This is a genomic window from Pseudomonas sp. BF-RE-25 (assembly GCF_019956105.1).
GTDB lineage: Bacteria > Pseudomonadota > Gammaproteobacteria > Pseudomonadales > Pseudomonadaceae > Aquipseudomonas > Aquipseudomonas migulae.
Genome location: NZ_JAHBDB010000028.1, coordinates 13,667 through 32,358, shown reverse-complemented (window position 1 = coordinate 32,358; position 18,692 = coordinate 13,667). Strand labels below are relative to the sequence as shown.

15 protein-coding genes are annotated in these 18,692 nt (G+C 60.2%); 8 read left to right on the top strand and 7 right to left on the bottom strand.

Translation table 11 applies throughout. From position 1 onward, the window contains the following. Positions 1-119 precede the first annotated feature (119 nt). Together KGB24_RS14450 and pcaR are read right to left on the bottom strand one after the other, a co-directional pair. Positions 120-1,466: an MFS transporter gene (locus KGB24_RS14450; protein WP_008039434.1), complete on the bottom strand. Its 1,347-nt coding sequence runs from the start codon at positions 1,464-1,466 to the stop codon at positions 120-122. 127 nt (positions 1,467-1,593) lie between these two features. Further along, complete coding sequence (gene pcaR, locus KGB24_RS14445) at positions 1,594-2,436, bottom strand: pca regulon transcriptional regulator PcaR (protein WP_008025635.1); 843 nt, start codon at positions 2,434-2,436, stop codon at positions 1,594-1,596. Positions 2,437-3,105: 669 nt separating this feature from the next. On the opposite strand from pcaR, the gene KGB24_RS14440 reads away from it, so the two are divergent. Beyond that, positions 3,106-3,306, top strand: a complete 201-nt coding sequence (locus KGB24_RS14440; protein WP_007903846.1) for a hypothetical protein — start codon at positions 3,106-3,108, stop codon at positions 3,304-3,306. Positions 3,307-3,683: 377 nt separating this feature from the next. Then, a complete protein-coding gene (locus KGB24_RS14435; RefSeq protein WP_008025627.1) occupies positions 3,684-5,159 on the top strand; it encodes an inorganic phosphate transporter in 1,476 nt (491 codons plus the stop codon). A 1,178-nt stretch (positions 5,160-6,337) separates the two neighbouring features. Here KGB24_RS14435 and ccoM read toward each other — a convergent pair. Then, complete coding sequence (ccoM, locus tag KGB24_RS29290) at positions 6,338-6,454, bottom strand: cytochrome c oxidase subunit CcoM (protein ID WP_007906619.1); 117 nt, start codon at positions 6,452-6,454, stop codon at positions 6,338-6,340. Between the two features lie 142 nt (positions 6,455-6,596). Continuing rightward, positions 6,597-6,791: a hypothetical protein gene (locus tag KGB24_RS14430; RefSeq protein ID WP_223415790.1), complete on the bottom strand. Its 195-nt coding sequence runs from the start codon at positions 6,789-6,791 to the stop codon at positions 6,597-6,599. Positions 6,792-6,944: 153 nt separating this feature from the next. Between KGB24_RS14430 and KGB24_RS14425 the strand changes: the two genes are divergently transcribed. The 3 genes from KGB24_RS14425 (at position 6,945) to KGB24_RS14415 (ending at position 9,711) form a co-directional block, all read left to right on the top strand. Next, positions 6,945-7,838, top strand: a complete 894-nt coding sequence (locus tag KGB24_RS14425) for a LysR substrate-binding domain-containing protein (RefSeq protein WP_223415782.1) — start codon at positions 6,945-6,947, stop codon at positions 7,836-7,838. Positions 7,839-8,056: 218 nt separating this feature from the next. After that, a complete protein-coding gene (locus KGB24_RS14420) occupies positions 8,057-8,527 on the top strand; it encodes a RidA family protein (RefSeq protein WP_223415781.1) in 471 nt (156 codons plus the stop codon). Continuing rightward, complete coding sequence (locus KGB24_RS14415; protein ID WP_223415780.1) at positions 8,524-9,711, top strand: aminotransferase class V-fold PLP-dependent enzyme; 1,188 nt, start codon at positions 8,524-8,526, stop codon at positions 9,709-9,711. Before KGB24_RS14420 ends, KGB24_RS14415 begins: the two co-directional genes overlap by 4 nt. On the opposite strand, the gene KGB24_RS14410 is transcribed toward KGB24_RS14415, so the two are convergent. After that, complete coding sequence (locus KGB24_RS14410; RefSeq protein WP_008034222.1) at positions 9,708-10,049, bottom strand: hypothetical protein; 342 nt, start codon at positions 10,047-10,049, stop codon at positions 9,708-9,710. The two genes, KGB24_RS14415 and KGB24_RS14410, sit on opposite strands and share 4 nt — an antisense overlap. Before the next feature lie 219 nt (positions 10,050-10,268). On the opposite strand from KGB24_RS14410, the gene rapA reads away from it, so the two are divergent. Then, positions 10,269-13,115, top strand: a complete 2,847-nt coding sequence (gene rapA, locus KGB24_RS14405; protein WP_008034221.1) for an RNA polymerase-associated protein RapA — start codon at positions 10,269-10,271, stop codon at positions 13,113-13,115. Between the two features lie 203 nt (positions 13,116-13,318). Here rapA and KGB24_RS14400 read toward each other — a convergent pair whose 3' ends face one another. Continuing rightward, positions 13,319-14,668: a spinster family MFS transporter gene (locus KGB24_RS14400; protein WP_192417969.1), complete on the bottom strand. Its 1,350-nt coding sequence runs from the start codon at positions 14,666-14,668 to the stop codon at positions 13,319-13,321. 337 nt (positions 14,669-15,005) lie between these two features. Between KGB24_RS14400 and KGB24_RS14395 the strand changes: the two genes are divergently transcribed. Both KGB24_RS14395 and KGB24_RS14390 read left to right on the top strand, forming a co-directional pair. After that, entirely contained in the window at positions 15,006-15,365 is a 360-nt protein-coding gene (locus tag KGB24_RS14395) for a YkgJ family cysteine cluster protein (protein WP_032829148.1), read from the top strand. Positions 15,366-15,508: 143 nt separating this feature from the next. Continuing rightward, positions 15,509-17,791 carry a putative bifunctional diguanylate cyclase/phosphodiesterase gene (locus tag KGB24_RS14390; RefSeq protein ID WP_223415779.1) on the top strand — a complete coding sequence of 761 codons (2,283 nt, stop codon included), beginning with the start codon at positions 15,509-15,511 and terminating at the stop codon, positions 17,789-17,791. On the opposite strand, the gene KGB24_RS14385 is transcribed toward KGB24_RS14390, so the two are convergent. Continuing rightward, positions 17,682-18,578, bottom strand: coding sequence for an NAD(P)-dependent oxidoreductase (locus KGB24_RS14385; protein ID WP_223415778.1), 897 nt, complete (start codon positions 18,576-18,578; stop codon positions 17,682-17,684). The two genes, KGB24_RS14390 and KGB24_RS14385, sit on opposite strands and share 110 nt — an antisense overlap. Positions 18,579-18,692 lie beyond the last annotated feature (114 nt).

Sequence of the window (18,692 nt, the reverse complement as noted above, 5' to 3'; positions counted from 1 at the left end):
TACCGACCTCAAAAGCTTCGCGGGCAAGCCTCGCTCCTACGGGTAATCACTGAACCTGTAGGAGCGAGGCTTGCCCGCGAAGAGGCCATCAAACCCACTGAAGATTCTGAAACCCGGACTCAGGTCGCATCCGCATGGCTGACCATGCCCTTGATCACCACCGCCGTCGTCGCCAACGCCGCCGGAATCACCAGCGCCGTCAGCACTTGTTCAAAGTTCCAGCCCAACCCCAGCAACGTCGCGCCCATCCACGCCCCGAGGATCGCGCCAAAGCGACCAATCCCGAGCATCCACGACACGCCCGTCGCCCGCCCTTGAGTCGGATAAAACCGCGCCGCCAAAGAAGGCATCGCCGATTGCGCGCCGTTGACACACATCCCCGCCACCAGCACCAGGGTTGCCAACAGCGTGATGTTGCCCAGGCTCTGCCCTACCGCGTAGGCAAACACCCCAGCCAGCAAGTAGAAAGTGCCGATGACTTTGTGCGGATTGAACCGATCCATCGCCCAGCCTACGCCCACGGCGCTCAACACACCGCCGAACTGAAACAGCGCGCCGATAAACGCCGCTTGCTCCATGCTCGCGCCGCTGTCACGCATCAGCGTCGGCAGCCAACTGGTCAGCAGGTAAACGATCACCAGGCCCATGAAGTAAGTCAGCCACAACAACAAGGTGCCGGTGCTGTAAGTGCCGGAGAAGATCACCGCAAACACGTTGCGCGCCTTCACGGTTTTCTGTTCCGGCACACTGAAGCTGGATGCCTGAGCGACAACGCTCGGATCGATCGGCGCCAGCGCCTTGCGTACCTTGTCGGTGCCGCGATTGCGCACAACCAGGTAACGCGCCGATTCCGGCAGCCAGAGCAGCAAAACAACGGTGAGGATCAGCGGCAGAATTCCGCCGATCAGCAACAGGCTGTGCCAGCCGAACGCCGGAATCAGCTTGGCCGAAATAAACCCGCCACCGGCCATGCCGAGGTTGAAGCCGCAAAACATGCTGGTCACCAGCAGGGATTTTTTGCGCTCCGGGGTGTATTCCGACAGCAACGTCGTGGCGTTCGGCATACCGGCACCGAGGCCCAGGCCGGTCAGGAAGCGCAGCACCAGCAATTGATCGACATTGGTGCTGTAAGCCGACGCCAGGCTGAAGGCGCCGAACAACAACACGGCGCCCACCAGTACGACTTTTCGCCCGAAGCGGTCAGCCAAAGGGCCGGAACCCAGTGCGCCGAAGACCATGCCGATCAACGCCGCACTCATCACCGGGCCGAGGCTGGCGCGATCGATGCCCCAGTCCTGGGACAGTGCTGGCGCGATGAAGCCCATGGCCGCAGTGTCGAGGCCATCGAGGAAGACAATCAGGAAACACAGGATCACCACTCGCCACTGGTAGCGCGAAATGGGTTGAGCATTGATGAAGGACTGCACGTCGAGGCAGTTTCCTACAGCAGACTGAGGCTGGTTCATTATTTTTATTCCACGCAAGAACGCAGTCGGACAGGTGCCAGCCTAGGCTGGCGCTGCCGCGACATTAGTGATCCTGGGGAAAGTGCGTCAATTCGTTAAACGCGAGTCTGGGCGATTACCGAACAGCTTAGGCAAACAGCTGGGCGCTGAGGTTGCGGCTGGCCGCCAGCAGACCCGGCAGGAACCGTTGCTCCAGCTCGTTGCGGCTGACCCGGCCGGCGTGCGTGCTGACGTTGAGCGCCGCCACCACTTGCCCGGAAGCGTCGTACACCGGAACGGCAATCGAGCGCAGGCCTTGTTCCAGTTCCTGATCGACGATGCACCAGCCTTGTTGCCGTACTTCCTGCAGGCACTCGAGCAACGCTTCGGGGGTATGCAGAGTGCGACTGGTCTTGGCTTGCAGGTCGGCATGATCGAGGTATTCGCGCAGCGACGTGTCGTCCAGTGCCGCGAGAAGAATCCTGCCCATGGAGGTGCAATAGGCGGGCAGGCGTCCGCCCACCGACAGGTCCACCGAGATCAGACGCTGAGTGGTCGCCGAGCGGGCAATGTACAAAATGTCGTCGCCTTCCAGCGTGGCCATGTTGCAGGCCTCATGAAGTTGCTCGCTCATGCGGTCGAGGTAAGGCTGGGCCGACACCGCCAACGGGGTCGAGGACAGATAGGCATGGCCGAGGGTCAGCACTTTGGGCAGCAGCGAATAGGTGCGACCGTCGGTGGTGGCGTAGCCGAGTTTGATCAGGGTGTGCAGGCAACGTCGCACAGCGGCGCGGGGAATTTCCGTGCGGTGACTGATCTGGGCGATGGTCAAATGCCGTTTGCGCTCCTGGAACGCTTGCACCACGGCCAGGCCACGGGCCAGGGACGTCATGAAATCCGGGTCTCCGGTCAGGGCCTGGATCCGCTTGGCGGGCGACGCAACTATCGGCGGCGCTACTGAAGCGAAGGAATTGCGCATTTGCTCGTTCATATCAGGTCCTTTTCCCACACGGATCGGCGAAGGCTATTACATGCGGCCCCGGGTTCGGCGCACAAGCCACAGGCAGCCAAGATCGGGCGATTATCGAACGGCCGACCGATAATCGCAATCAGTCCTATGGACGCGACAGACGCTGTGCAGATTTCGGCTCGCGCCCTCTATTATATGTTTTACCTTTGCTTGAACCCGCCGTTAAAGCACCTCATGTATTCTTTAACTTGTTCGGCTTAATGACGCCAGAAAGACATCACTGCTAAGTGACCGCAAAACTTTCAAGTAACAAAACAATCACACATTGCCATTCATTTTTAACTCCTTGACGATAGTGTTCTGCAAATCGACCGCTATAATGCAACTCAGTGACCCCTCGGTTTTTACTTGCCGATTGCGTCACCCGGCAGCACGATGTTCCATCGCGGCTGCCCGCAGCAAGTGCCTGTCGTTCATTTCATATGCTCCGCCAGCGCGCTCGCTGAAACAGGAAACTGATGCTACGTCAGCCGTTTTGCTCTGGTGCCGTGGCCGCCTGCAACATGGAAGTATTGATTGCCGTGTCGTAAAACGATGCCTTTGCGGGCATTGTCCTTTCGGCGAGCGTGGTCAATGCATTTGCTGCAGCGCGATTTACCAGAATTAATCTCAACCCATACAGGTAGCACTGTGACGAAAGACGAACTGCGCGCGGAACTTGAGCGCCAGGAACAACGTTACAAGGAAGTTTACGGCGGGGAAGTCACCACCTACGCCGCTCAGCCCGAACCGGAACGCAAACCCTGGCGTAAACGCGCCACCGTTCAGGATCAGGCTTTTTCCCAGGAATTGCAGAAGATGGAAAAGGAACTCAAAGCCGAAGAGCCATGATTGCTCCGGCCTGATTCCTTTCAAGGGCCCGCGCCTGCCCCCGTTAAAAGCGGGAAGCAATGATGTTGCCATTCGCGCCCGCTACGAGCGGGCAGCGGCCTCCTCATCCATCTGATGAGGCAAATGGCTCATGTCTGGCCCTCTTCTCAGATATTTCACACAAGCGTTCAAGCCTCTCGCCTACAAGAGAGAAACCCTTGTGCCTGCGGGCTTTCCAAAGAAATTCAACGACTTGCAAAACCCGGTAAAAACCCGGCGCCCGGGCTATTTCCGCAAACTAATTCGTTGAAGAATGTTACCGATGAGCAGCTAGTGCATCGATTAGCAGTCTTTTCTGGCATAATCGCGCCCCCTTATGACCGGGTCAGAAAACCTTCATGATCGATTTATTCAGCGGACTGGATGCTTGGGTGCTTGTGAGCCTCTTGCTCGCCCTCGCCTTTGTCCTCGCCTTCGAGTTCATCAACGGCTTTCATGACACTGCAAACGCGGTGGCCACTGTTATCTACACCAAAGCCATGCCGCCTCATCTGGCCGTGTTCTTTTCCGGTGTGTTCAACTTTCTTGGCGTGCTGCTGGGCGGTGTCGGCGTGGCGTATGCCATCGTCCACCTGCTGCCGGTAGAACTGCTGATCAATGTGAACACCGGTCACGGGCTGGCCATGGTGTTCTCGTTGCTCGCCGCCGCCATCACCTGGAACCTGGGCACCTGGTACTTCGGTATCCCGGCCTCCAGCTCCCACACGCTGATCGGTTCGATCCTCGGGGTCGGCCTGGCCAACGCCCTGATCAACGACATTCCGTTGGCCGATGGCGTGAACTGGCAGAAGGCGATCGATATCGGTGCCTCCCTGGTGTTCTCGCCAATGGCCGGCTTCCTGGTCGCCGCGCTGATTCTGATCGGCCTTAAATGGTGGCGTCCGCTGTCGAAGATGCACAAGACGCCGGAACAGCGCCGCAAGATCGACGACAAGAAGCATCCGCCGTTCTGGAACCGACTGGTGCTGGTGATCTCGGCCATGGCCGTGAGCTTCGTGCACGGTTCCAACGATGGTCAGAAAGGTATCGGCCTGATCATGCTGGTGCTGATCGGTATCGTGCCGGCGCAGTTCGTGCTCGACCTGGGCAGCACCACGTACCAGATCGAACGGACTCGCGATGCGACCCTGCACCTGAGCCAGTTCTACAAACGCAATGCCGATACGCTGGGCGAGTTCCTGGCACTGGGCAAAAGCGTGGAAGGCGATCTGCCGGAGAAATTCCGTTGCAACCCGAAACAGACCGAACCAACCATTTCCGCCCTGCTCGACACCCTTAAAGGTGTGGCCGATTACCACTCGCTGTCGGCGGAAAGCCGCATCGAAGTGCGTCGCTATCTGCTCTGCCTGGACGACACGGCCAAGAAAGTCAGCAAACTGCCAAGCCTCGCGGCCCGTGAAAAGGCTGACCTGGACAAGCTGCGCAAAGACCTGACAACCACCACCGAATACGCTCCGTTCTGGGTAATCCTGGCGGTCGCACTGGCTCTGGGCCTCGGTACCATGGTTGGCTGGAAACGCGTGGTACTGACCATCGGCGAGAAGATCGGCAAGCAAGGCATGACTTACTCCCAGGGCATGTCGGCACAGATCACGACGGCGAGCCTGATCGGCATGGCGAACATCTTCAGCCTGCCGGTGTCCACCACCCACGTGCTGTCTTCTGGCGTGGCCGGCACCATGGTCGCCAACAAAAGCGGCCTGCAGGGCGGCACCGTCAAAACCATCCTGCTGGCCTGGGTCCTGACCCTGCCGGCAACCGTGGGCCTGTCGGCCGGCCTGTTCTGGCTGGCGTCGAAGGCACTGGCTAGCTGATACATCGCTGCAACGAAAAAGGCGCGTTCCGTGAGGTTCGCGCCTTTTTTTATCGCTGCGTTTTAGTGAACACCACGAAGCACGCGAGCTGGGGGGTGGTGTTGGATGGGGTACATATCCGTTTCTGCGGTAACGGCGGCTATTGGTTTCGCCCTTACGGCGAGTCACTTGGAAGAGCCCCAAGTAACCAAGGGCTCTTGCCCCTTTCGTTCGGTGGCTCGCTAATGCTCGCCATGCCCTCGCTCCGGTCCTGCTCCGTGGGCCCGCCGCCATCGGCCATCCATGGCCGGGGGCGGCTAACCCGGCATCCATGCCGGGTTGCCCACTGCGCAGAACCTCCACTCGGCCTCTCGAGGGGGCGCTCAGATCAAAAGCGGAAGGCGAGCTAACGCTCGGCCTGATGAGTGGTGAGAAGCGAAAGCAAACGCGATTCCCTGTAGGAGCCGGCTTGCCGGCGAAAAGCGTTTGGGCAACGCGTTCATTCAGACAGCCCGCGTTATCGTTGACGACCATCGCCAGCAAGCTGGCTCCTACAGGGGAAATGCAGATGTGTTTGGATAAATACGATCAACTGTAGGAGCCGGCTTGCTGGCGATAGCGGTGGGTCAATCAACGTATGTATTGGCTGGACCGACGCCATCGCCAGCAAGCCGGCTCCTACAGGGGATCGGTGCATATGTGCGGAATGAGTGAACGCATCAAAGAAGGACAACGCGGACAACTGAAGAGCCAGGTCGGCTTTCAGGCCGCCTCGGCGGCTGTGGCGGTAGTCGCCCCCTCGAGAGGCCGAGCGCAGGTTCTGCGCAGTGGGCAACCCGGCAAGGATGCCGGGTTAGCCGCGCACGGCCAGGGATGGCCGATCGCGGCGGGCCCACGGAGCAGGACCGGAGCGAGGGCATGCCGAGCCTTAGCGAGGCACCGAACGAAAGGGGCAAAAGCGCTTTGGTTACTTTCGCGCTTTTCGAAAGTGACTCGCTGTAAGAGCGAAACCAATAGCAGCCGTTACCGCAGAAACGGATATGTACCCCACCCAACAACCCACCTGAAAACCCCAGGCCGTTGCCCAACTCAGAACCTCCCACCACCAACCCGCACAAACCACCAGATTCTCGCAGGCAAAAAAAAGGGCAACCGAAGTTGCCCAAAATGCCTTGCGTGCTCATTGCATCCAGAAAGACCTACGGTTTTTTCCGTTTGTGCGAATCTTTCCAGATAAAAAATCCAAACCCTGCGAAAAACAGAACCATGAGGCCGACTGTCAGCACTCCGGCGATCACCACGTTGTCGAAAAACATGACTGGCCTCCTGCACTTGCCCTGTTGCGATGGGGCTAAGTTAACCAATCAGGCAGGAGAGGAAATTGACCGGGATCAATATCGCCCGAGACTGGGCGCAAAGGAGGGGGAAAACTGATCTGCATCAACGGATGCGAGGGGTTTAACGCTTTTTCGGTTTGTTCTTCGGCTTCTTCTTCGCTTTACCCAACGGCATTGCCTGCTCGAATGCCTGGCGCACTTCGTTCAGGCGTTTTTCGTTGAGGTCATGAACACGCTTGGCGCGTTCGGAATTGAGGTCGATCAGTTTGTCGTCTTGGCTCATGGTCTTCGGTGCATCGCGTGAAATGAAGTTCAACTGCCACTTCGTTCGGCAGGATTGCGCCAATAATGCGGTCTGGCGCCCGCGCTGACCAGTCGCCTGCGTAACAGCGGCTTAACAAAATATGTGCTCATGGCGTTTTTTCAACGCACAATCGCGACTTTACGATGGACCCAAAGGACCCGCGCCGTGGAACTGCACCAGGATCTGCCTCCCTTGATGGCCCTGCGCGCCTTCGAGGCCGTGGCGCGTCATTTGAGTTTCATCAAGGCCGCCGATGAATTGTCGGTGACCCAAAGTGCAATCAGCCATCAAGTGCAGAAACTGGAACAGTTCCTCAACCAGCGACTGTTTATCCGCCGTACCCGGGCCATCAATCTGACGCCGGCCGGCGAAGCGTATTACCGGAAGATTCAACCGGCCCTCGCCTCCATCGCCTTGGCCACCCGTGAACTGCGGGGCAATGAGCACCAGGAAAGCACCCTGCGCATCGGCCTGCTCGCCTCGTTCGCCACCCTGTGGCTGGCGCCGCGCCTGGCCAGTTTCAACGCACGCCACCCGCACATTCATGTTGAACTCCTGCCCTCGGTGCAACTGGCCGACGTCGGCGGCGGCGAAGTCGACCTGGCCATCCGCTACGGCAAAGGTGGTTGGCCGAAAGTCCAGGCCCGGCGCTTTATGGTGGAAACACTGACCCCGGTCTGCAGCCCGGCGTTCAAGGCCAAGGGCACCGACCAAGGTCCGCTGCTCATGGCCAAGTCGCACCAACCGTTCGAGTGGATCGACTGGAGCGCGCACAACGCCATCGACCTCAGCCATTGCCCCAGCGTCATGCTCCACGACTACAACATCGTCGTCGAAGCCGCCGTGGCCGGCCAAGGCATCGCCATGGGCCGTCATCACTTGATCGAGCGCCGGCTCAAGGACGGCTCGTTGGTAGAAGCCTTCTCCACCCCGCCGTTCATTAGCGATATCGGCTATTGGCTGGTCACGCCCGAGCGACCGCCGAGCCACGCGGCACAATGCTTTAGTGAATGGCTGAATGAGATGGCCAACATCGCACACAAATCTCACGGCGACTGAAGATCAAAATTGTGGGAGCGGGCTTGGTCCGGGCGGCGTTCCGACGAAGGCGGTGTGTCAGTCGCAATTTATTTTGCCTGACCCACCGCCTTCGCGAGCAAGCCCGCTCCCACATTCGATCTACGCATGAGCTAATTGAATACGTCGGATTAAATCTATCCGTTTGTCGCACTCCCCGTCCGCCAACATGCTGAAGCCTTCATTCAGGAGGATTTACCATGACCGACTCACTCGCCCACCGTGTCCAGCAACTTGGCCTGAGCCTGCCGACACCGAGCCAGCCCATCGCCAACTACGTCAACCACGTGGTCAGCCAGAACCAGTTGTTCATTTCCGGTCAGATTCCGCTACTGGACGGCAAACCGGCATTCATCGGCCGATTGGGAGAGTCGATCTCCGATGAAGAAGGCGCCAACGCCGCCGAACTTGCCGCACTGGGCCTGCTCGCACAATTGAGCGATGCACTCGGCGATGACCTGTCGAAACTGGTGCGCATCATCCGTCTTGGCGTGTTCATCGCAAGCGCCCCGGATTTTGCGCGTCAAGGTGCGGTCGCCAATGGCGCATCCAACCTGTTGGTCAATGTCCTCGGCGAAAAAGGCCGGCATGTGCGCACGGCTGTCGGCGTATCGAGCCTGCCCGGCGGCGTGGCCGTGGAAATCGACGCTATTTTCGAGCTGCGCCCATGAACCTCGGCGAAGTGGAGCGTTTGCGAGCGGCGACGCCGGGATGCGCCAGCGTGATTCACTTCAACCACGCCGGTGCATCGTTGCCGAGTCAGGCCACCCTAGACGCGGTGATCGAACAGCTGCAACGCGAGGCCACCAGCGGACCGATGGAGGCCGCCGACCAGAGTGTTCAAGCCCGCGCCCGCCATGCGGCGGCCAGACTGCTGAATGCCGAGACTGAAAACATCGCGTTCGCCAGCAGCGGTTCGGCAGCCTGGGGCATGGCATTCAATGCATTGGGGCCGTGGCAGGATGGCGAGCGGATTTTGGTCGGGCGCCATGAATGGGGCGGCAATCTGGCCTGCATCGCCGGAGCCGTCAGCGCCGGGGCGCGGCTGGAGGTGATTCCCTGCGATGAGACGGGCGCCGTGTCCGTGTCCGCCCTCCAGCAGATGATCGACCCAAAGGTGAAGCTGATCGCATTGACCTGGCTTCCGGCCAACGGCGGCCTGATCAACCCGGCCGAGGCCATTGGTGCCGTGGCGCGCCAGCACGGCATTCCCTACTTCATCGACGCTGGCCAGGCGCTGGGGCAATTGCCCTGCGACGTGCAGGCATTGAACTGCGATGTGCTCAAGGGCGCCGGGCGCAAATTCCTGCGTGGCCCGCGAGGAACGGCGCTGATGTACATCAAACCGGGGTTTCTCGAACGTCTCGTGCCCGGCCATCTGGACGTGCTTTCCGCACCGTGGGACGGCGAAGGTTTCCCGGTACGTGACGATGCGCGGCGGTTTGAAACCAGTGAAGTGTCGGTGGCTTTGCTGGCCGGGCTGGCCAATGCGCTGGAGGAGTTCAACCACTTGGGTGCAACCCGGATTCGCCAGCGGATCGAAAGCTTGAGCGGGCAACTGCGCGAACGCCTTGAGTCGGTCAGCGGGCTGACGCTACACAACCTGGGGCCGGCGAATCAGCAATCAGGCTTGGTCGCCTTCACGCTCAAGGGTTGGGACAGCGTTGAATTGAAGCAGCGACTGGCGCAACGAGGGATCAACATCGGCGCCAATGGCGTGGCCTATACGCCGCTGGATATGCAGGCCCGAGGGCTGGACAGCATCGCGCGGATTGCCGTCAGTTACCTCAATACCGAAGAAGAAATGGATGTACTGCTCAACGCCCTCAACGAACTTTCCCTCATCAAGGACTAAATCTGAATGTCGACCCACAACCCCTGACGCGGCTCGTCGTCCATCAATGGCGCGACCGGCACGGTGTTATCCGCGTTGAGCTCAGTGCCGGGAATTGCCAGGTGCTCTTCAGGATCTTCATCGGCTTCACGGCGACGGCGTTCCTTTTCCTGCTTGCGGCGCTGTTCCTCGCGCAACTGAAAAGCCGCCTCTTCCGGATCGCGCTGTTGCAGGTCGATCGTGCTTTCGTTGGAGCTTTCCTGCACCGGCACAACAGGCGGAATATCCGGGCGCTGGCGGATCGGGTCGTGCTGTGAAGTGATCGGCACGGCACTCAAGGGGAGCATCGGTGGCAGCATAATTATTTGTCTCCTGTCAGCAGGCTGTCGGCTGCGGGGATGGCGACTTGAGCCATCGGTCGCAAACTGTGACCGGATTGGCACTAACAAGTGCCCCGGCCCGCACACGTCTCAAGCGGTGAACTAACGTAAGACTGTGAGTTTTTCTGAGAGTCCTTTGGCCCTGAAGCCCTCATTCCGTTAAGATAGCCCGCTTTTTCAAGGTGGGAGTCAGGCAGCATGGCGCAGCAGTATCAACCGGGGCAACGCTGGATCAGTGACAGCGAAGCCGAGCTGGGTTTAGGCACCGTTCTGGCACAGGACGGCCGCTTGTTGACCGTGCTCTATCCGGCCACTGGCGAGACTCGCCAGTACGCGCTACGGAATGCGCCCCTCACCCGCGTGCGTTTTTCGCCGGGCGATTCGATCATTCACTTCGAAGGATGGAAACTGACCGTACAGGAAGTCGACGACATCGACGGCCTGCTGATCTACCACGGTCTCAACGCGCAGAACGAAGTGGTCACCCTGCCGGAAACCCAGCTGTCGAACTTCATTCAGTTCCGACTGGCCAGCGACCGTTTGTTCGCCGGGCAGATCGACCCGCTGGCCTGGTTCTCCCTGCGCTACAACACCCTGGAACATACCAGCCGCCAGTTGCAATCCTCGCTCTGGGGCCTGGGCGGCGTGCGTGCGCAACCGATCGCGCACCAGCTGCACATCGCCCGTGAAGTCGCCGACCGCATTGCGCCGCGGGTACTGCTGGCAGACGAAGTGGGCCTGGGCAAAACCATCGAAGCCGGCCTGGTGATCCATCGCCAACTGCTCTCGGGCCGCGCCAACCGCGTGCTGATCCTGGTGCCGGAAAACCTGCAGCACCAGTGGCTGGTGGAAATGCGCCGCCGCTTCAACCTGCAAGTCGCGCTGTTCGACGAAGAACGCTTCATCGAAAGCGATGCCGCCAACCCGTTCGAAGACACCCAGCTCGCGCTGGTCGCCCTGGAATGGCTGGTGGAAGACGAAAAGGCCCAGGACGCGCTGTTCGCCGCCGGTTGGGACTTGATGGTCGTCGACGAAGCCCACCACCTGGTGTGGCACGAAGACAAGGCCAGCCCGGAATACTCGCTGGTTGAACAGTTGGCCGAAGTCATTCCTGGCGTATTGCTGCTGACCGCCACCCCGGAACAACTGGGTCAGGACAGCCACTTCGCGCGTCTGCGCCTGCTCGACCCGAACCGTTTCCATGACCTGCACGCCTTCCGTGCCGAGAGCGAGAACTATCGCCCGGTGGCCGAAGCCGTTCAGGAGCTGCTGGACAAGGGGCGCCTGTCGCCTGAAGCGCACAAGACCATTCACGGTTTCCTCGGCAACGAAGGCGAAGCGCTGCTGAGCGCCGTCAATGATGGCGACACCGAAGCCAGTGCCCGTCTGGTCCGTGAACTGCTCGACCGCCACGGCACTGGCCGCGTGCTGTTCCGCAACACCCGCGCCGCCGTGCAGGGTTTCCCGGAGCGCAAACTGCACCCGTACCCGCTGCCGTGCCCCGACGAATACCTCGAACTGCCGTTGGGCGATCACGCCGAGCTGTACCCGGAAGTCAGCTTCCAGGCCCAGCCGGACGCCAACGAAGAAGAACGCTGGTGGAAATTCGACCCGCGCGTCGAGTGGCTGATCGACCAGCTGAAAATGCTCAAGCGCACCAAAGTGCTGGTGATCTGCGCCCACGCCGAAACCGCCATGGACCTGGAAGACGCCCTGCGCGTGCGTTCCGGTATTCCTGCGACGGTGTTCCACGAAGGCATGAACATCCTTGAGCGTGACCGCGCCGCCGCTTACTTCGCCGATGAAGAGTTTGGCGCGCAAGTGCTGATCTGCTCGGAAATCGGCAGTGAAGGTCGCAACTTCCAGTTCTCGCACCACCTGGTGCTGTTCGATCTGCCGTCGCACCCGGACCTGCTGGAGCAGCGGATCGGTCGTCTCGACCGGATCGGCCAGAAGCACATCATCGAACTGCACGTGCCGTACCTCGAAACCAGCCCGCAAGAGCGCTTGTTCCAGTGGTACCACGAAGCGTTGAACGCGTTCCTCAACACCTGCCCGACCGGCAACGCCTTGCAGCATCAGTTCGGCCCGCGCCTGCTGCCGCTTCTGGAAAATGCCGATGACGGCGAGTGGCAAGCACTGATCGACGAAGCTCGCACCGAGCGTGAGCGCCTGGAAGCCGAGCTGCACACTGGCCGTGACCGCTTGCTGGAACTCAATTCCGGCGGCGCTGGCGAAGGTGATGCACTGGTCGAGGACATCCTCGAGCAAGACGATCAGTTCACGCTGCCGATCTACATGGAAACCCTGTTCGACGCCTTTGGCATCGACAGCGAAGACCACTCGGAAAACGCCCTGATCCTCAAGCCGAGCGAAAAAATGCTCGACGCCAGCTTCCCGCTGGGCGACGACGAAGGCGTGACCATCACTTACGACCGCAACCAGGCGCTGTCTCGCGAAGACATGCAGTTCATCACCTGGGAACACCCGATGGTGCAAGGCGGCATGGACCTGGTGCTGTCCGGTTCGATGGGCAACACCGCCGTGGCGCTGATCAAGAACAAGGCGCTGAAACCGGGCACCGTGTTGCTGGAACTGCTCTACGTCAGCGAAGTGGTTGCACCGCGTTCGCTGCAACTGGGTCGTTACCTGCCGCCGGCTGCGTTGCGCTGCCTGCTCGATGCCAATGGCAATGACCTGTCGGCCCGGGTGTCGTTCGAGACCCTGAACGATCAACTGGAAAGCGTGCCGCGTGCCAGCGCCAACAAATTCATCCAGGCCCAGCGCGATCAGCTGACGCCACGGATCAACGCCGGTGAAGAGAAAATCTTCCCGCGTCATGCCGAGCGCGTGGCCGAAGCGCAACGTCGTCTCGCGGCTGATACCGATGAAGAACTGGCGCGCCTGACCGCGTTGCAAGCGGTCAACCCGACCGTACGCGACAGCGAACTGGTTGCCCTGCGCAAACAGCGTGAACAAGGTCTGGCGATGCTCGACAAGGCAGCGCTGCGACTGGAAGCGATTCGGGTGTTGGTGGCGGGTTAATCACCCCCTGCTCCACCTCGTGCAATGAAAAAGGCCCGCAGCGATGCGGGCCTTTTTTTGCCTCGGAAAAACCAAACAATCCCTGTAGGAGCCGGCTTGCTGGCGATGGTCGTTAACGATAACGCGTACTGACTGGTTCACCGCGGTGTATTCGAGTCCATCGCCAGCAAGCCGGCTCCTACAGGTTCTCTATTGCAAATTTTCTACGCGGTGACTGCCGGGATCTGCGGCTCAACCACCGCCACCAAGCCTTCCTTCATCCGCTTCGCATCCCGCACAAAACACCGCGACGCCATGAACAGGAACACCATCGTAAAGAACAGCGCCACCGGGATCAGGTACATCGCGTCATGCAGGCCAACAGCCTTGAACGCTTCGGTCATCTGTTCGGCGCCGGCCGCCAGCATCGCCGTGTGTGCGAAGTGATCGGACAAACCGCCCACCACCACCGGCCCCAATCCACCACCCAGCAAATACAGCCCGGCAAAGAACAACGCCATCGCCGTGGCCCGCAGGCGTGGTTCGACCACGTCCTGGATGGCCGTGTAAACGCAGGTGTAGAAGTTGTAGGCAAACAACCAGCCCAGACTGAACACCGCCACGAACACTCCGATCTCGATCCGCCCGGCATGCAACGCCCACGCGGTGCACACCGTCGAAACGATCAGGCTGAACGCCGCAAACAGCAGCCGCCCATTGGCCACCCGCTGGTGAATCTTGTCTGCGACCCAACCGCCCAACGTCAGGCCGAACAGCCCCGTTACACCAACGATCACACCGGTCGCCACCGCCGCTTCGTGCAATGGCATCAGGAAGTAGCGTTGCAGCATCGGCACCAGGAACGAGTTGCAGGCATAGGTCGCGAAGTTGAAACACAGCCCCGCCATCACCAGCCACAGAAAGGTCGGCACCGCCAGCACCCGGCGGATCGGCCGGTCCACACGTTCCTGCGAGACCTGCACACTTTCCGCTGCGCCGCGTTTCGGTTCCTTGATGAAAAACATGAAGACCGCCAGGATCAGCCCCGGCACCGCCGCGATGAAGAACGGCGCGCGCCAGCTGTCGAACGCCTTGACCATCCAGCCGATGGTGAAGAACGCCAGCAGCAGGCCCAACGGCAGACCCAGCATGAAAATCCCCATCGCACGCGCACGGCGGTGGGCCGGAAACAGGTCGCCGATCAGCGAATTGGCGGCAGGTGCGTAACTGGCCTCACCGATACCGATGCCCATGCGCACGATCAGAAAACTCCAGAAACTGCCCACCAGCCCGTTGACCGCTGTCAGCCCGCTCCAGGCCGCCAGCCCCCAACCCATCAACTTGGCGCGCGAACCGGTATCGGCCATCCGCCCCAGCGGCAGCCCGGCAATCGCATAGACAATGGTGAAGGCGGTACCGATGATGCCCAGCTGAAAGTCGCTGAGGTGCCATTCCATACGAATCGGCTCGATGATGATGGCCGGAATGGTGCGGTCGAAGAAATTGAACAGATTGGCCAGGAACAGCAGGAACAGAATGCGCCAGGCATTCGCCGCTTGGGTCGAGTTCTGCATGGGTCCGTCTCTTTTTATTGTTTTTGGGGCATCACTGTCCCCGGAACCTGCAATCTAGTCAGGCCCGGTGCAACTGTCTGTAATTATTCGTAAGGCTGATATCAACCCATGGCGTCAGTGGAACTGACTTGCAAGCGATGGCGGTGCCACATTCAACATTCATGTGACTGATATACCGGTCGCATCGCCCGTCCCACAGTGGGTTGGTGGTGTTTTCCATGATCCGACCAACCGTTGAAAAATACCTCTGTGCCCCCCTTCCAAAGCCCGAGGCGAAGCCTAGAATAGCGGCCTTGTCTGCCACACCATGCCCCCATCCCTCCTTTGATTATCGCCCATGTCCGAAGCCAGTCCGTGTCTGAATTGCGGTGCCTGCTGTTCTCACTTTCGCGTGTCTTTTTTCTGGGGTGAATGCACCTCGGCCGGAGGTGTAGTACCCGATGAACTGGTGGCGCCGATCAGCCCCAGCCGGGTGGCCATGCTCGGCACCGACTGCAAACCGACTCGTTGTGTCGGATTGGTCGGTGAAGTCGGCACCGCGGTGCAATGCTCGATTTACGACCAGCGCTCCAGCACTTGCCGCGAGTTCGATGCTTCCTGGGCCAACGGCGAGGCGAATGTGGATTGCGATGCGGCACGAGCCGCCTTCGGGTTACCAGCGCTGCAACCCGATTTACCTTATGAGCAGATCGCCTGAGCCTTAGCCGTAAACGCTATAACGCTTATGTCAAAATCATTAGTGCCAATGTGCCATCACCGCTGACGCTCTTTGTATGACCTCTATACTCCAAAGCATTCGCCAGCGTGCATGGCGCGGGCCGGGACAAGACGGGGCATGCTATGGAGTGGCTTGGTTTGCATTTTTTTACCGAGCTGACCGCGAACGGGCAAGTTGTCCTCAATTGCACACATGATCCTTTTCTGGTGCTGCTGGCCTATCTGGTCGCCTGTGTGGGCGGCTTCGCCACGCTGGACATGGCCGAACGGGTCGGGCATTCGGAAAACCCGGCTTCACAACGGCTGTGGCGCTGGATCGGCGCCGGGTGCCTGGCCGGCGGCATCTGGGCCATGCATTTCATCGGCATGCTGGCGTTTCAGGCGCCGGTCGAGATTCAATACGAACTGCCCGTCACCCTTGCCTCCCTGCTGATTGCCCTGTTCGCCTCGTGGCTGGCGATGCACACCCTCAGCCATCCTCACCTGAGCATCCGGCAGTACATCCAGGCGGCCATTTGCATTGGCCTGGGCATCGCGACCATGCATTACGTGGGCATGGCGGCGATGCGTTCGAATGCGATGACGTATTACGAACCGGTGCTGTTCATCCTTTCCATCGTCATCGCCATTGGCGCCAGCCTCGCGGCGCTGTTGCTGTCGAGTCGATTGCGCGAAGGCTCTGGCCTGCTCCATCAATTGGTCAAATTCAGCGCCAGCCTGGTGCTCGGGGCGGGCATTATCAGCATGCATTTCACCGGCATGGCCGCCTTCAGCCTGGTGTTGCCGACCGGCAGCCCGCTGACGTTGCCCGGTGACAACAATCACCTGCAACTGGGGCTGACGGTGGCGGTCATCACGCTACTGATCATCGGCAGCAGCATCAGCGCAGCACTGGCGGACAAGAAACTGCAACACAAAGAACGCGACCTGCAACGGGTCAACACGCTGCTCGGCCAACTGGATCAGGCGCGCATGTCGCTGCAAGAAGTGGCTAACTATGACGCCCTGACCAACCTGATCAACCGCCGTGGCTTCAACCAGATCTTCGCCGAGAAGCTGCTCCAGAAAACCAATGAAGGCGGCATGCTCGCGGTGATGTTTCTGGACATCGACCACTTCAAGCGGATCAACGACAGCCTCGGCCATGACGCCGGCGACGAATTGCTCAAAGTCCTGGCCCAGCACATCAAGGGTTCGGTTCGCAGCCACGAAGATGTGGTGGCGCGTTTCGGTGGTGACGAGTTCTGCCTCCTCATCAGCCTGCGTGAACGCGAGGAAGCACGGGCCATGGCCCAGCGCATCATGCTGAAGATGAAGGAACCGATCGAGCTGTCCGGGCGGCGCATGGTCATGACCACCAGCATCGGCATCAGCCTGTTTCCGGAGGATGGCACCACCTGCGAGGAATTGCTGAAACACGCCGACCTGGCGCTGTACCAGTCCAAGGGCGGCGGCCGCAACGGCCTGAATTTCTTCAGCCCGAACCTGAGAACCCGAGCCACACTGGAGCTGCAACTCGAAGAGGAACTGCGCCACGCCCTGCATGAAAACACCGGGCTGATCCTGCATTACCAACCGATTTTCGACTTGCAAACCGCACAGGTCAGCAAGCTGGAAGCGCTGGTCCGCTGGCAACATCCGGTTCACGGGTTGCTGACACCGGACCACTTCGTTGCCATCGCCGAGGCCAACGGGTTGATTGCCGAGCTGGACAATTGGGTTCTGCGCAAAGCCTGCGAGGACCTGAGCGAGTTGTCACGTCAGGGCTGCGAAGACCTGCACATCGCCGTCAACTGCTCGCCGCTGAACCTGGCGCGCGAAGACCTCGCAGATGAAATCGAACACGCGTTGCGGGTTGCCGGAGTGGCGCCGCAGCGACTGGAACTGGAAGTGACTGAGAACGCGCTGATGGTCAACATCGCCAATTCGCTGGTGTTGTTGCGCCAGATTCGCGCCCTCGGCGTGTCGCTGTCGATCGACGAATTCGGCACCGGTTACTCCTCCCTCGCCTACCTCAAGCGTCTGCCGCTCAACTCGCTGAAGATCGATCGCTCGTTCATCCAGGACATTCCCAAGTCGACTCAGGACATGGAAATCGTTCAGGCGATTATCGTCATGGCTCACACCCTGCATTTGCAGGTGATCACCGAAGGCGTCGAAACCCTTGAGCAATACGAGTTTCTCCAGCGCAACGGCTGCGATTTCGTCCAGGGCTACCTGCTCAGCCGCCCGGTGCCGCTGGCGGAACTGCGTCCGGTGCTGAGTGAAATCAACCAGCGCAAACACGGGCACACGATCAGTCCGCTGAGTCTGGCTCGCGGTACAGCTGCACCAGGGTCGACGGATCTTTTTCCAGGAATCCCTGGCTACCATGCAACCGCATCAATTGTGCGGCCAATCCGCTGATGGGCGTGGCCGAACCTTGCTCACGGGAAAATTTCACCGCGGTATCGAGGTCCTTGAGCAGCGTGCGCACGTGCCATTTCACCGGTTCAAAACGGCTTTCGGCCATTTGCGGGGCGAGGATCTGCAACGGTTTGGAATCGGCAAACCCGCCGGCCAGCGCTTCGGCAATCAGGCTGGCCTGCACACCGGAACGCTCGGCCAGCGCCACGACTTCGGCGATGACCAGAGCGTTACAGGCAACGATCATCTGATTACAGGCCTTGGTCACCTGCCCCGCCCCGACCGCGCCCATATGAGTGACACGTTGGCCGAGGCTGAGCAGAACAGGCCTGACACGCTCAAGGTCCGCCGCTTCGCCGCCCACCATGATCGCCAGGCTCCCGGCCTCGGCGCCGATAACGCCCCCGGACACCGGAGCATCCAGCCAGCGCATGCCGGTCTGGCTGGCCAACTGCGCCGACATTTCCCGCGTCGCGGTGGGTTCCAGGCTGGAAAAATCCACCAGCAACTGACCGCTTTTCCCACCTTCGGCCACTCCGCCCGGGCCAAACACCACCTCGCGCACCACGGCCGTGTCGGCCAGGCACAACATCAGCACATCGGCGTGCCGACACAGCTCGGCAGGCGTGGCAACTTGTCGCGCGCCCGCCTCGACCAGCGGCGCACATTTGTCCGGATTACGGTTCCATACAGTCAGCGAAAACCCCGCAGCCAGCAGGCGCCGGCACATCGGCAGGCCCATCAGGCCGATCCCGGCAAAACCCAACGAAGGTAGCGTTGACATCATTTGGCCTTCTTTTTCATTAAAGATCGCCTAATATTGGCCGATTCATCATGACTAAGGAAAGGATTCCCCCGAGTGATGTTCAGGCCCAGTCCCTGACGCTTGGGCCCAATACGC

Bases quoted from the DNA above. Each gene is read 5' to 3' on its own strand.
- KGB24_RS14450 (WP_008039434.1), bottom strand. From the start codon at position 1,466: ATGAACCAGCCTCAGTCTGCTGTAGGAAACTGCCTCGACGTGCAGTCC.
- KGB24_RS14385 (WP_223415778.1), bottom strand. From the start codon at position 18,578: ATGATGTCAACGCTACCTTCGTTGGGTTTTGCCGGGATCGGCCTGATG.
- KGB24_RS14390 (WP_223415779.1), top strand. From the start codon at position 15,509: ATGGAGTGGCTTGGTTTGCATTTTTTTACCGAGCTGACCGCGAACGGG.
- KGB24_RS14410 (WP_008034222.1), bottom strand. From the start codon at position 10,049: ATGCTGCCACCGATGCTCCCCTTGAGTGCCGTGCCGATCACTTCACAG.
- KGB24_RS14395 (WP_032829148.1), top strand. From the start codon at position 15,006: ATGTCCGAAGCCAGTCCGTGTCTGAATTGCGGTGCCTGCTGTTCTCAC.
- pcaR (WP_008025635.1), bottom strand. From the start codon at position 2,436: ATGAACGAGCAAATGCGCAATTCCTTCGCTTCAGTAGCGCCGCCGATA.
- ccoM (WP_007906619.1), bottom strand. From the start codon at position 6,454: ATGTTTTTCGACAACGTGGTGATCGCCGGAGTGCTGACAGTCGGCCTC.
- rapA (WP_008034221.1), top strand. From the start codon at position 10,269: ATGGCGCAGCAGTATCAACCGGGGCAACGCTGGATCAGTGACAGCGAA.
- KGB24_RS14400 (WP_192417969.1), bottom strand. From the start codon at position 14,668: ATGCAGAACTCGACCCAAGCGGCGAATGCCTGGCGCATTCTGTTCCTG.
- KGB24_RS14435 (WP_008025627.1), top strand. From the start codon at position 3,684: ATGATCGATTTATTCAGCGGACTGGATGCTTGGGTGCTTGTGAGCCTC.
- KGB24_RS14420 (WP_223415781.1), top strand. From the start codon at position 8,057: ATGACCGACTCACTCGCCCACCGTGTCCAGCAACTTGGCCTGAGCCTG.
- KGB24_RS14415 (WP_223415780.1), top strand. From the start codon at position 8,524: ATGAACCTCGGCGAAGTGGAGCGTTTGCGAGCGGCGACGCCGGGATGC.